Consider the following 13306-nt stretch of genomic DNA (forward strand, 5'->3'; position numbering starts at 1 on the left):
CATCCGTCGCAACGACTCGATGATCACCTCCGCCATGAGCGCGTTCATCGGCCTGGCACAACAGCAGATCGCCCAACCAACACCTGGCGATTACACGCTTCAGCGCACCTTCCAGCTCACGGACGTTGGAGCGAATCCGCTGGGCAATGAAGAACGCGGCATCATGGGGCAGCTCGACTTTGGCCTGATCGGCCTTTTTCATCAGGATCGCCACACGCGTTTCAAGCTCCGGTGGTTCGACGGCAACCGTCAATCCCCAGCCAAAACGTGATTTGAGGCGCTCTTCAAGGCCTTCGATTTCTTTCGGATAGCGGTCACTGGTGAGAATGACTTGCTGACCGCCTTCCAGCAGGGCGTTGAAGGTGTGGAAAAACTCCTCCTGGGAACGCTCCTTGCGGGCAAAGAATTGAATATCGTCGATCAGCAGGGCATCGACCGAACGGTAAAAGCGCTTGAACTCGTTGATTGCGTTGAGTTGCAGCGCCTTGACCATATCCGCCACGAACCGCTCGGAATGCAGGTAGACGACCTTGGCATTCGGGTTCTTCTTTAATAGATGGTTACCCACAGCGTGCATCAAGTGGGTCTTACCCAAACCTACGCCCCCATAGAGGAAGAGCGGGTTGTAGCCATGCTTAGGATTATCCGCCACCTGCCAGGCAGCAGCCCGGGCCAGTTGGTTGGACTTACCCTCAACGAAGTTTTCGAAGGTGAAGGTGCGGTTCAGGTAGCTGGTGTGCTTGAGCGCACCTTCCACCTGCACAGTACGCTGCTCAGTGCGAACCGGTGCCTGCTGCGAGCTCGCGCCAGCCATTGGATCGAAACTGTCGCGCGATGGCTCCTCTTCAACGACCTCGGCGACTTTTTGCGTCGCACGCTTGGTCGGCGCGGCCACCGGAGCCGGCGCCGGAGTATTGACCGGAGCTGATGCAGCCTGAACCTGGGATGCCGCCGCAGCGGCAGCCAGCGGGGCATTCGGAGCAGCACGCGGCGCTGAACTACGCTTGCTGCCTATTAATAAGGACAGTGCGGGCGCCATGCCATTGCCATGCTCGTCGAGCAACTCCAGGACGCGGCTCAGGTACTTCTCGTTGACCCAGTCCAGAACAAAGCGATTGGGTGCATAGACACGCAACTCGTCGCCTTCGGCTTCGACCTGTAGTGGACGGATCCAAGTGTTGAATTGTTGGGCAGGCAGCTCATCGCGCAAAAGCTCCACGCACTGCTGCCAGAGTTCCACTGACACGGAGATCCCCTAAGTTGAAAGCCGGTGAGGCAAAAACAAGCGGCCATTGTAACGACCAGACGCTGACTTATCCACACGTAGAAGGGACATCGACCAAGAAGAATCGACTATCCATACGACAAAAAGACGACCAATGGTCTGTGCATAAGCCTTGTGGATAACAGGAGCTGAAGTCACTGCACAACTGGGGGCGAAACCAGGTGGATAACCTGCTTGTGGATAACTGGCTCTTTCACGCACAGGTTTTCCGACGCTCCGGCACAGGCTGAACACGGTTTTCCAGCGTAGTTGTCATTCTCTGTACACCAGAGGAAATAAGGCGCCAGCTTGGTTATCCACAGAAGGCCGCATGCCTAGCTTTTAAAAGTTTTACAGAAAAGCTTTAAATATTTCCTTCATTTATTTTTATGACTGACCAATGCTCAATGCTCGGAAAGGACTGGACGTCCATTGATAAGGAAACGCTGGTTGGAAATTGACCTAGAGGCTTGCTTTCTCTAGAATCGCCGGTCTCTTAAAACAGGGGCCATTCCGGCCCGTTGTGGACGAACCAGGTAACACGACAATGAAACGTACTTTCCAACCAAGCACTATCAAACGCGCTCGTACCCACGGCTTCCGTGCTCGCATGGCTACCAAGAACGGCCGCGCAGTCCTGTCGCGTCGTCGCGCCAAAGGTCGTGCGCGTCTGGCAGTTTGATAATCCGGCACTGAAGGTGAGTCAGGACTTCAGTCGGGAAAAGCGCCTGCTTACACCCCGGCACTTCAAGGCAGTCTTTGACTCCCCTACCGGCAAGGTTCCGGGGAAAAATCTCCTGCTCCTTGCGCGCAACAACGATCTTGATCACCCCCGTCTGGGCCTGGTGATCGGGAAAAAGAGCGTAAAGCTCTCCGTTGAGCGCAATCGCCTCAAACGTCTGATGCGTGAATCGTTCCGTCTGAACCAGGATTCATTGGTCGGCTGGGACATTGTTATCGTCGCGCGCAAAGGTTTGGGTGACGTAGAAAACCCCGAATTGATTCAGCATTTCGGCAAACTCTGGAAACGTCTGGCACGTACCAAGCCAGTACCAGCAGTAAAAACCGAAACTGTAGGGGTAGACAGTCCTGATGCGTAAACTGGCACTCGTTCCGATCCAGTTTTACCGTTATGCCATTAGCCCCTTGATGGCCAATCACTGTCGTTTCTACCCCAGTTGTTCCTGCTACGCGTTGGAAGCCATAGAAACTCATGGCCTTTTACGTGGTGGCTGGCTGACCTTTCGTCGTTTAGGTCGCTGTCATCCGTGGAATCCCGGTGGTTATGACCCGGTTCCACCTATCCCTACCTCCCGTTCTTCTTCGATGGCCGAGTAATCATGGATATCAAACGCACGATCCTGATCGTCGCCCTGGCAATCGTGTCCTACGTTATGGTTCTCAAATGGAACCAGGACTATGGTCAGGCTGCCTTGCCGACTCAGAATGTTGCTTCCAGTACGACCGCGCCGGGTCTCCCGGATACGGCAACTGGCAATAAGGCGTCCGTCAGTGACGACATTCCACACGCTGCAAACGATACCAGCGCACCTGCCGAAACCCCGGTGGCTGTGAGCACCGACCTCATCCAGATCAAAACGGATGTGCTCGATCTGGCAATCGATCCACAGGGTGGAGATGTTGCCCAACTGAAGTTGCCGCTGTATCCACGCCGCCAGGACCACCCGGAAATTCCGTTCCAGTTGTTCGACAATGGCAACGAGCGTACTTACCTGGCTCAAAGCGGCCTGATCGGCACCAATGGCCCGGATGCAAGTCCAGCCGGTCGTCCGGTTTACTCCTCGGAGAAGAAGGTCTATCAACTGGCCGATGGTCAGGACCAATTGGTCGTGGACCTGAAGTTCAGCAAGGACGGCGTCAACTACATCAAGCGTTTCACCCTGAAACGTGGTCTGTATGACGTGACCGTTTCCTACCTGATCGACAACGAAAGTGCACAACCCTGGTCCGGTGCAATGTTCGCGCAACTGAAGCGTGACGCCAGTTCGGATCCGTCCTCCAGCACCGCTACCGGTACTGCGACTTATCTGGGCGCCGCCCTGTGGACAAGTTCCGAGCCGTACAAGAAAGTGTCCATGAAGGATATGGACAAGGGCACGCTGAAAGAAACCGTTAACGGTGGCTGGGTTGCCTGGTTGCAACACTACTTTGTGACGGCTTGGGTTCCGGCCAAGGGCGAGAGCAATATTGTCCAGACTCGCAAAGACAGCAAAGGCAACTACATCATCGGTTACACCGGTCCGTCGCTGACGGTGGCACCGGGTGCCAAGGCTGAAGTCAGTGCCGTTCTGTACGCCGGTCCAAAAAGCCAGGCTGTACTCAAAGAGTTGTCCCCAGGTCTGGAATTGACCGTCGACTACGGCATTCTGTGGTTCATTGCTCAGCCAATTTTCTGGTTGCTGCAACATATCCACGCCATTGTGGGTAACTGGGGCTGGTCGATCATCTTCCTGACCATGCTGATCAAAGGGCTTTTCTTCCCGTTGTCGGCTGCCAGTTACAAATCCATGGCGCGCATGCGTGCAGTGGCGCCAAAACTGGCTGCGCTGAAAGAACAACATGGTGATGACCGGCAGAAAATGTCGCAGGCCATGATGGAGCTGTACAAGAAAGAGAAGATCAATCCACTGGGTGGTTGCTTGCCGATCCTGGTGCAGATGCCGGTTTTCCTTTCGCTGTACTGGGTTCTGCTGGAAAGCGTTGAAATGCGCCAGGCGCCGTTCATGCTGTGGATCACTGACCTGTCGATCAAGGATCCGTTCTTCATTCTGCCGATCATCATGGGTGCAACCATGTTCATCCAGCAGCAGCTGAACCCGACTCCACCGGATCCGATGCAGGCCAAGGTCATGAAGCTGATGCCTATCATCTTCACCTTCTTCTTCCTGTGGTTCCCGGCCGGTCTGGTGCTGTACTGGGTAGTCAACAACTGCCTCTCGATCGCCCAACAGTGGTACATCACTCGCAAGATCCAGGCGTCTACAGCGACTGCCTGACTTACACTGTGGATAACCACTCAAAACGCCCCCTAGTGGGGCGTTTTGCTATCTGTCACATTTGTCTGGATACCGGTTTATGAGCGTTCCTCGTGAAACCATCGCCGCCGTCGCCACTGCCCAAGGCCGTGGCGGGGTAGGCATCGTCCGAATTTCCGGTCCGTTGGCCAGCATTGCAGCCAAGGCTTTCAGCGGTCGCGAACTCAAGCCCCGATTCGCCCACTATGGTCCGTTCCTCGGTGAAAACGACGAAGTGCTCGATCAGGGAATAGCACTGTATTTCCCCGGGCCGAATTCATTCACCGGCGAAGACGTGTTCGAATTGCAAGGCCATGGCGGCCCGATCGTTCTGGACATGCTTCTCAAGCGGTGCCTGGAATTGGGTTGCCGTCTTGCCAGGCCCGGGGAATTCAGCGAACGCGCGTTCTTGAACGACAAGCTCGATTTGGCCCAGGCCGAAGCAATTGCCGATCTGATTGAGGCCAGTTCTGCCCAGGCCGCTCGCAATGCACTGCGTTCCTTGCAGGGCGCATTCTCGACGCGTGTGCATAACCTCACAGAACAACTGATCAGCCTGCGCATCTACGTCGAAGCGGCCATTGATTTTCCGGAAGAAGAAATCGACTTCCTTGCTGATGGCCATGTACTGAGCATGCTCGATAAGGTACGCAACGAGTTATCCACCGTACTGCATGAGGCCGGACAAGGCGCCTTGCTACGTGATGGCATGACCGTGGTGATCGCTGGCCGACCCAATGCGGGTAAATCCAGTTTGCTCAACGCATTGGCCGGACGTGAAGCGGCCATCGTCACCGAGATTGCCGGTACCACCCGAGACGTTCTGCGCGAACATATCCACATTGATGGCATGCCACTGCACGTGGTCGATACTGCAGGGCTTCGCGATACAGACGATCATGTGGAAAAAATTGGTGTCGAGCGTGCATTGAAAGCCATTGGCGAGGCCGATCGCGTGTTGTTGGTCGTCGATGCAACAGCCCCGGAAGCACTGGATCCGTTTGCGTTGTGGCCGGAATTCCTCGAAACGCGTCCCGATCCGGCGAAAGTCACGCTGATCCGTAACAAGGCCGATTTGACAGGTGAGGCGATTTCTCTGGATGTCAGTGAGGATGGCCACGTAACCATCAGCCTGAGTGCCAAGGCTGGAGGTGCCGGCCTGGAATTGCTGCGTGAACACCTGAAAGCCTGCATGGGCTACGAACAGACCTCGGAAAGCAGCTTCAGTGCGCGCCGGCGTCACCTCGAAGCCTTGCGACATGCAAGCGCCTCTCTAGAGCATGGCCGCGCTCAACTGACATTGGCCGGGGCCGGCGAGTTGCTGGCCGAAGATCTGCGACAGGCTCAGCAATTCCTGGGGGAAATCACCGGCGCATTCAGCTCTGATGATTTGTTGGGTCGAATCTTCTCCAGCTTCTGCATCGGTAAATAGCCTCTTGTCCACAGACAGGCCATTCGTGCCTGTCTGTTCCCTCCTTTCTTTTCAAACCGATCGCCCCAGTGCCGAGTGGATTCTGTCTTCTTGAGCGGATTAGTCGTGCCTGAATCATTTTGCGCACTGCTTTTCTGTGGATTAAGCCCTGTGAATAACTGCTCCAGAGATCAGTTGATAACAAGGCCTAAAAACTGCGTGCAACCCCTACTGTGGATAACCGACCACTTAATCCACAGGCTTAAACCGTTTATCCAAGCCCCTCATGGTGACATGACCACAGGGTTTTGAATCTCTGTACACATTGAAAATAAAGGGCTGTAGCTATCTATCCACAGATAGGTCGGTCAGTAGAAATAAACATAAAAACAAGGATTTTATAAATTTCTTTCTTTTTAATTTTTTTAACCTCGACTTCTCCACAGCTGGTTAAATTTTGTGCAAAGGGTTCTTTAGGAAGGGGGAAGTCCCTATACTTGTCGACCAGGTCCAAAAACCTGAGCTCAAACTATTCCTGAATTACCTACTTAAGCAGGCACGAGGTGCGTGGTGGATTTCCCTTCCCGTTTTGAAGTGATCGTCATCGGCGGCGGTCATGCCGGTACCGAGGCAGCACTGGCCTCAGCACGTATGGGGGTGAAAACCCTATTGCTGACGCATAACGTGGAAACCCTCGGTGCCATGAGCTGCAACCCCGCCATTGGCGGGATCGGCAAGAGCCATCTGGTCAAGGAAATCGATGCCCTGGGCGGCGCGATGGCCCTGGCCACCGATAAGGGTGGTATTCAATTTCGAGTATTGAACAGCCGTAAAGGCCCGGCCGTGCGTGCAACCCGCGCTCAGGCGGATCGGGCTCTGTATAAGGCCGCTATCCGGGAAATCCTGGAAAACCAACCCAACCTGTGGATATTTCAACAGGCCGCGGATGACCTGATCGTAGAACAGGAACAAGTCCGCGGGGTCGTTACCCAGATGGGCCTGCGTTTCTTCGCCGACTCCGTGGTACTGACCACTGGCACGTTCCTGGGTGGACTTATCCACATCGGCATGCAGAATTTTTCCGGCGGTCGTGCCGGTGATCCGCCGTCCATCGCCCTTGCACATCGTTTGCGTGAATTGCCTTTGCGTGTCGGGCGCCTGAAAACCGGTACACCGCCACGTATTGACGCCCGGTCTGTGGATTTCTCTGTCATGACTGAGCAAGCAGGCGATACACCGATTCCGGTGATGTCGTTCATGGGGTCCAAAGAACTGCATCCACAACAGGTCAGTTGCTGGATTACCCATACCAACGCCCGCACACACGAAATCATTGCTTCCAACCTCGACCGCTCGCCGATGTATTCCGGCGTGATCGAAGGGATCGGCCCGCGTTATTGCCCGTCGATCGAAGACAAGATTCACCGTTTTGCCGACAAGGAAAGCCATCAGGTCTTTATCGAGCCTGAAGGCCTCACGACAAACGAGCTGTATCCGAACGGGATATCCACATCCTTGCCATTCGATGTGCAACTGCAGATCGTGCAATCGATTCGCGGCATGGAAAACGCGCACATCGTGCGTCCGGGCTATGCCATCGAATATGACTATTTCGATCCGCGCGACCTGAAATACAGCCTGGAAACCAAGGTGATCGGCGGCCTGTTTTTCGCCGGGCAGATCAACGGTACAACCGGTTACGAAGAAGCCGGCGCCCAGGGTTTGCTGGCTGGAACCAACGCCGCACTTCGTGCACAGGGCAAAGATGCCTGGTGCCCACGCCGCGACGAAGCGTATATCGGGGTATTGGTCGATGACTTGATTACCCTCGGGACTCAAGAGCCGTACCGGATGTTCACTTCTCGTGCCGAGTACCGTCTGATTCTGCGCGAAGACAACGCCGACCTGCGGTTGACCGAAAAAGGTCGCGAGTTGGGATTGGTCGATGACGTGCGCTGGGCTGCGTTCTGCAAGAAGCGCGAAGGTATTGCGCTGGAAGAACAACGCCTCAAAAGCACCTGGGTCCGTCCCGGTACCGAGCTGGGTGATGCAGTCGCCGAAAAATTCGGCACACCGCTGGCCCACGAGTACAACTTGCTCAACCTCTTGAGTCGTCCGGAAATCGACTACGCTGGTCTGATTGCCGTCACCGGTGAGGGCGCAGAAGATCCACAAGTAGCCGAACAGGTTGAAATCAAGACCAAATACGCCGGTTACATTGATCGCCAACAGGATGAAATCGCCCGTCTGCGCGCCAGTGAAGACACAAAATTGCCTGTGGATATCGATTACACGAGCATTTCCGGTCTTTCCAAAGAGATACAAAGCAAGCTGGGTGCGACCCGTCCGGAGACTCTTGGCCAAGCGTCACGTATTCCGGGGGTAACGCCGGCAGCGATTTCGCTGTTGATGATTCATTTGAAAAAACGCGGCGCGGGCCGTCAGTTGGAGCAAAGCGCTTGAGTTCGTTGGTTACTTCGCAACATGCAGAAGAATTATCCACAGGCGCTCGCCAACTTGGCGTCTCGCTGACAGACACCCAGCACACGCAGTTGCTGGGTTATCTGGCCCTGCTGATCAAGTGGAACAAGGCCTACAACCTGACTGCAGTGCGCGATCCCGACGAAATGGTGTCCCGTCATCTGCTCGACAGCCTGAGCGTAATGTCGTTCATCGAAAATGGTCGCTGGCTGGACGTCGGCAGCGGCGGCGGAATGCCCGGGATTCCATTGGCCATCCTGTTTCCGCAGTCTCAAGTGACGTGTCTGGACAGCAATGGCAAGAAAACCCGCTTCCTGACCCAGGTCAAACTCGAACTCAAACTGGATAACCTTCAAGTTATCCACAGTCGTGTCGAAGCTTTCCAGCCTGCCCAACCGTTCAACGGGATCATTTCCCGTGCGTTCAGCAGCATGGAAAACTTTACCAATTGGACTCGCCACCTCGGTGACTTCGATACGCGCTGGCTTGCAATGAAGGGCGTCCATCCTGCCGACGAGCTGGTAGCATTGCCGGCGGACTTCCACCTCGATAGCGAACACGCCTTGGCCGTACCCGGTTGCCAAGGCCAACGCCATCTGCTGATACTGCGCCGCACGGCATGATTGGGAACACACGCAAGAATGGCTAAGGTATTCGCGATAGCGAACCAGAAGGGTGGTGTCGGCAAGACCACCACCTGCATCAACCTCGCAGCATCCCTCGTCGCAACCAAGCGTCGGGTATTGCTGATCGATCTCGATCCACAGGGCAACGCCACCATGGGTAGCGGTGTGGATAAACACGGTCTCGAAAACTCGGTCTACGACCTGCTGATCGGCGAATGCGATCTGGCCCAGGCCATGCATTTTTCCGAGCACGGTGGTTACCAATTGTTGCCGGCGAACCGCGACCTGACCGCTGCCGAAGTGGTTTTGCTGGAAATGCAGATGAAGGAAAGCCGCTTGCGCAGTGCATTGGCCCCCATCCGCGAAAACTACGATTACATTTTGATCGACTGCCCACCGTCGCTTTCGATGCTGACATTGAACGCACTGGTCGCTGCAGACGGGGTAATTATCCCCATGCAGTGCGAGTACTTTGCACTCGAAGGTCTGAGCGACCTTGTGGATAACATCAAGCGTATCGCCGAGTTGTTGAACCCGAACCTCAAGGTCGAAGGCCTGTTGCGTACGATGTACGACCCGCGCCTGAGCCTGATGAACGATGTCTCGGCACAACTCAAGGAACACTTCGGTGATCAGCTGTACGACACCGTGATTCCGCGCAACATCCGACTGGCCGAGGCCCCGAGCTACGGCATGCCCGCACTGGCTTACGACAAAGCATCGCGTGGCGCCGTCGCCTATCTGGCGTTGGCCGGCGAAATGGTTCGTCGCCAGCGCAAAAATTCACGTACTGCCGCCGCTCAAGCAACTTAAGGAATCCCCATGGCCGTCAAGAAACGAGGTCTCGGACGTGGACTGGATGCACTGCTGAGTGGTCCGACTGTCAGCGCGCTGGAGGAACAGGCGGCGCAAGCTGATCAGCGTGAGCTTCAGCACCTGCCTCTGGATCTGCTCCAGCGGGGCAAGTACCAGCCACGTCGTGACATGGACCCTCAAGCGCTTGAAGAGCTGGCACAGTCGATCAAGGCTCAAGGCGTGATGCAGCCGATCGTGGTCCGCCCCATTGGCAGCGGTCGTTTTGAAATCATTGCCGGCGAGCGGCGCTGGCGTGCCAGCCAGCAAGCCGGACGGGAAACCATTCCTGCAATGGTTCGTGATGTTCCGGACGAGACCGCAATCGCCATCGCGCTGATCGAGAACATCCAGCGCGAAGACCTTAACCCCATTGAAGAAGCGTTGGCCTTGCAGCGTTTGCAGCAGGAATTCCAGCTGACTCAACAACAGGTTGCCGAAGCGGTGGGTAAATCCCGGGTGACAGTGGCCAACCTGCTAAGGCTGATCACGCTGCCTGAAGTCATCAAGACCATGCTGTCTCATGGCGACCTGGAAATGGGGCATGCTCGCGCTTTGCTCGGTTTGCCGGATAATCAGCAGGTTGAAGGGGCGCGACATGTTGTCGCACGCGGGCTGACTGTGCGCCAAACTGAGGCACTGGTTCGTCAGTGGTTGAGTGGTAAACCGGAGCCTGTTGAACCGGCAAAACCGGACCCGGATATTGCCCGGTTGGAGCAGCGTCTGGCCGAGCGCCTAGGCTCTGCGGTGCAGATCCGCCACGGTAAGAAGGGCAAGGGTCAGCTGGTAATTGGTTACAACTCTCTCGATGAGCTTCAAGGTGTGTTGGCTCATATCCGCTGAAACATCTCCTCATGTAGCGCGCAGTCGGAAATCACTACCTGATAGTTGAATAGGGGCTGAACCGCCCCTATACTCTGCGCGCATTTTGTCGGCACAAATTATGCCAAGTTAATTGATTTCGGCAGCCGACCATTGGAGAGCAATAGTGATGGAAACCCGCACGCCAAACCGCTTGCCGTTCCATCGCCTGGCAGTTTTTCCGGTATTAGTGGCTCAGTTTGTCATCTTGCTCATCGCCGCTTTGGCGCTTTGGCAATGGCATGGAGTCGTTACCGGGTACTCAGGACTTTGCGGAGGCCTGATAGCCTTGCTTCCCAATGTTTATTTCGCTCACAGGGCATTTCGGTTTTCCGGCGCCCGGGCAGCTCAAGCCATCGTCCGGTCTTTTTATGCCGGCGAGGCGGGCAAACTGATTTTGACGGCGGTGCTTTTTGCATTGACGTTTGCAGGTGTGAAGCCACTGGCGCCGCTGGCTGTATTCGGCGTCTTCGTGCTGACCCAACTGGTCAGCTGGTTCGCTCCCCTGCTGATGAGAACAAGACTTTCGAGACCTTAGGGCGTTTGAGGCAACCATGGCAGAAACAACCGCTTCGGGCTATATCCAGCACCACTTGCAGAACCTGACTTTCGGTCAGCACCCTACCGGCGGCTGGGGCTTTGCTCACACCGCAGCAGAAGCCAAGGAAATGGGCTTCTGGGCTTTCCACGTCGATACCCTCGGCTGGTCGATCGCACTGGGCCTGATCTTCGTTTTTCTTTTCCGCATGGCGGCAAAGAAGGCGACATCCGGTCAGCCAGGCGCTCTGCAGAACTTCGTTGAAGTACTGGTCGAATTCGTCGACGGCAGCGTCAAGGACAGCTTCCATGGCCGCAGCCCGGTGATTGCACCGCTGGCACTGACCATCTTCGTCTGGGTGTTCCTGATGAACGCCGTAGACCTGGTACCGGTCGACTGGATTCCTCAACTGGCCATCCTGATCTCCGGTGACCACCACATCCCGTTCCGTGCCGTGTCGACCACCGACCCGAACGCGACCCTGGGCATGGCGTTCTCCGTTTTCGCACTCATCATTTTCTACAGCATCAAGGTCAAGGGCATCGGCGGCTTCATCGGCGAACTGACCCTGCACCCGTTCGGCAGCGGCCTGCTCTGGCTGAGCGGCCTGGGCGTTGCACTGCAGTGGGCGTGGGCTGTGTTCCACATCCTGATCATCACCCTGCAGGCGTTCATCTTCATGATGCTGACCATCGTTTACCTGTCGATGGCGCACGAAGAAAACCATTAAGAGCAGCCTCGGCTGATCTGATGTCCCTTCCGGTCAAACGGAAGGGGGCTCTTCACGGGGCCTCTGAAACGATTTGTTTTACCGCTTTAAATTAAAAAAACCTAAACCATACGACGTAAAAGTCGGGAGGAAAGATGGAAACTGTAGTTGGTCTAACCGCTATCGCTGTTGCACTGTTGATCGGCCTGGGCGCACTGGGTACCGCAATTGGTTTCGGCCTGCTGGGCGGCAAGTTCCTGGAAGACAGCACCGGTGGTGCGCCAGGTCATGGACGCCTGGTTGCTGGACGAGAACGGTCATCTCAAGGCCGAGTACGCCAACCCTGAAAGTGCGGAGGCTACGGCCCGTGAAGAGTAATTTCGATCGCATGCTCTCCAGTGAGGATGTGATGCGCCGCCGCGCGACACTGTTGCAACGCATGCACATCGACGGGCCATTGCTGATCCTGCTGCTGACCCTCGCCGCCGGCAGCCTGTTCGTCCTGTATTCGGCCAGCGGCAAGAGCTGGGATCTGCTGGCCAAGCAGGCCACGTCGTTCGGCATCGGCCTGGTGTCGATGATCGTCATCGCCCAGTTCGAGCCACGCTTCATGGCGCGCTGGGTGCCGCTGGGCTATGTGGTCGGGGTGATCCTGCTGGTGGTCGTGGATGTGATGGGCCACAACGCCATGGGCGCTACCCGCTGGATCAACATTCCCGGGGTGATCCGCTTCCAGCCGTCGGAGTTCATGAAGATCCTGATGCCGGCGACCATCGCCTGGTATCTGTCCAAGCGCACGCTGCCACCACAGCTCAAGCATGTCGGTATCAGTCTGCTGTTGATTGGTATTCCGTTCATTCTGATCGTGCGGCAACCGGACCTTGGCACTTCGCTGCTGATTCTGGCCGGGGGCGCATTCGTGCTGTTCATGGGTGGGCTGCGCTGGCGCTGGATTCTCAGCGTGCTGGCCGCCACCGTACCCGTGGCCGTCGCCATGTGGTTTTTCATCATGCACGACTACCAGAAACAGCGGATCCTGACGTTCCTCGATCCGGAAAGCGATCCGCTGGGTACCGGCTGGAACATTATTCAGTCCAAGGCGGCCATCGGTTCCGGTGGCGTTTTCGGCAAGGGGTGGCTTTTGGGTACCCAATCGCACCTGGACTTCCTTCCGGAGAGCCATACCGACTTCATTATTGCAGTGATGGGCGAAGAATTCGGCCTGGTGGGGATCTGCGCACTGTTGCTGATTTACCTCTTGCTGATCGGTCGCGGGCTGGTGATTACCGCCCAGGCTCAGACCTTGTTCGGCAAGTTGCTGGCGGGCGCCCTGACCATGACGTTTTTTGTTTATGTTTTCGTCAACATCGGTATGGTCAGCGGCCTGTTGCCGGTGGTGGGGGTGCCGTTGCCGTTCATTAGCTACGGAGGAACTTCGCTGGTGACGCTGCTGTCAGCGTTTCGCGTTATGATGACGATCCCTACCCATCGCAAGTGGATCCCGCACGTTTGAATAAGGTGACGAGTTC

The 13306-nt window shown here is 56.0% G+C and carries 13 protein-coding genes and 2 pseudogenes; 14 read left to right on the forward strand and 1 reads right to left on the reverse strand.

Annotated elements, in window-relative coordinates:
* A partial coding sequence (gene dnaA, locus ACQKP2_RS29505; RefSeq protein ID WP_427581810.1) for a chromosomal replication initiator protein DnaA occupies nucleotides 1-1246 on the reverse strand: 1246 nt, incomplete at its 3' end.
* Nucleotides 1247-1811: 565 nt separating this feature from the next.
* Here dnaA and rpmH point away from each other — a divergent pair.
* The 14 genes and pseudogenes from rpmH to rodA all read left to right on the forward strand — a co-directional run bounded on the left by rpmH (nucleotide 1812) and on the right by rodA (nucleotide 13290).
* On the forward strand, nucleotides 1812-1946 hold the full coding sequence (gene rpmH, locus ACQKP2_RS29510; RefSeq protein WP_003213577.1) for a 50S ribosomal protein L34: 135 nt from the start codon (nucleotides 1812-1814) through the stop codon (nucleotides 1944-1946).
* A gap of 16 nt (nucleotides 1947-1962) precedes the next feature.
* Nucleotides 1963-2364, forward strand: coding sequence for a ribonuclease P protein component (gene rnpA, locus ACQKP2_RS29515; protein ID WP_427581822.1), 402 nt, complete (start codon nucleotides 1963-1965; stop codon nucleotides 2362-2364).
* Nucleotides 2357-2602, forward strand: a complete 246-nt coding sequence (gene yidD, locus ACQKP2_RS29520; protein ID WP_427581811.1) for a membrane protein insertion efficiency factor YidD — start codon at nucleotides 2357-2359, stop codon at nucleotides 2600-2602. Before rnpA ends, yidD begins: the two co-directional genes overlap by 8 nt.
* A gap of 2 nt (nucleotides 2603-2604) precedes the next feature.
* On the forward strand, nucleotides 2605-4281 hold the full coding sequence (gene yidC / locus ACQKP2_RS29525; RefSeq protein WP_427581812.1) for a membrane protein insertase YidC: 1677 nt from the start codon (nucleotides 2605-2607) through the stop codon (nucleotides 4279-4281).
* Between the two features lie 79 nt (nucleotides 4282-4360).
* Nucleotides 4361-5731, forward strand: coding sequence for a tRNA uridine-5-carboxymethylaminomethyl(34) synthesis GTPase MnmE (mnmE, locus tag ACQKP2_RS29530; RefSeq protein ID WP_427581813.1), 1371 nt, complete (start codon nucleotides 4361-4363; stop codon nucleotides 5729-5731).
* Nucleotides 5732-6280: 549 nt separating this feature from the next.
* Complete coding sequence (gene mnmG, locus ACQKP2_RS29535) at nucleotides 6281-8173, forward strand: tRNA uridine-5-carboxymethylaminomethyl(34) synthesis enzyme MnmG (protein ID WP_427581814.1); 1893 nt, start codon at nucleotides 6281-6283, stop codon at nucleotides 8171-8173.
* Entirely contained in the window at nucleotides 8170-8814 is a 645-nt protein-coding gene (gene rsmG / locus ACQKP2_RS29540; RefSeq protein ID WP_427581815.1) for a 16S rRNA (guanine(527)-N(7))-methyltransferase RsmG, read from the forward strand. Before mnmG ends, rsmG begins: the two co-directional genes overlap by 4 nt.
* An 18-nt stretch (nucleotides 8815-8832) precedes the next feature.
* Nucleotides 8833-9630, forward strand: a complete 798-nt coding sequence (locus ACQKP2_RS29545; protein WP_427581816.1) for a ParA family protein — start codon at nucleotides 8833-8835, stop codon at nucleotides 9628-9630.
* A 9-nt stretch (nucleotides 9631-9639) separates the two neighbouring features.
* Nucleotides 9640-10512, forward strand: a complete 873-nt coding sequence (locus ACQKP2_RS29550) for a ParB/RepB/Spo0J family partition protein (RefSeq protein WP_427581818.1) — start codon at nucleotides 9640-9642, stop codon at nucleotides 10510-10512.
* A 148-nt stretch (nucleotides 10513-10660) separates the two neighbouring features.
* Nucleotides 10661-11068 (forward strand): F0F1 ATP synthase subunit I, encoded by a 408-nt coding sequence (locus tag ACQKP2_RS29555; protein WP_427581819.1) that lies wholly within the window; start codon nucleotides 10661-10663, stop codon nucleotides 11066-11068.
* A 16-nt stretch (nucleotides 11069-11084) separates the two neighbouring features.
* Nucleotides 11085-11798 carry a FoF1 ATP synthase subunit A gene (locus ACQKP2_RS29560; protein WP_427581820.1) on the forward strand — a complete coding sequence of 238 codons (714 nt, stop codon included), beginning with the start codon at nucleotides 11085-11087 and terminating at the stop codon, nucleotides 11796-11798.
* 134 nt (nucleotides 11799-11932) lie between these two features.
* Nucleotides 11933-12040, forward strand: a pseudogene (locus tag ACQKP2_RS29565) (F0F1 ATP synthase subunit C); the annotation flags it as partial.
* Nucleotides 12039-12155: pseudogene (locus tag ACQKP2_RS29570) on the forward strand (hypothetical protein); the annotation flags it as partial. The pseudogenes ACQKP2_RS29565 and ACQKP2_RS29570, both read left to right, overlap by 2 nt.
* 31 nt (nucleotides 12156-12186) lie before the next feature.
* A complete protein-coding gene (gene rodA / locus ACQKP2_RS29575; RefSeq protein WP_427581824.1) occupies nucleotides 12187-13290 on the forward strand; it encodes a rod shape-determining protein RodA in 1104 nt (367 codons plus the stop codon).
* Nucleotides 13291-13306 lie beyond the last annotated feature (16 nt).

It is taken from the genome of Pseudomonas sp. NPDC089569, from assembly GCF_050280625.1.
GTDB lineage: Bacteria > Pseudomonadota > Gammaproteobacteria > Pseudomonadales > Pseudomonadaceae > Aquipseudomonas.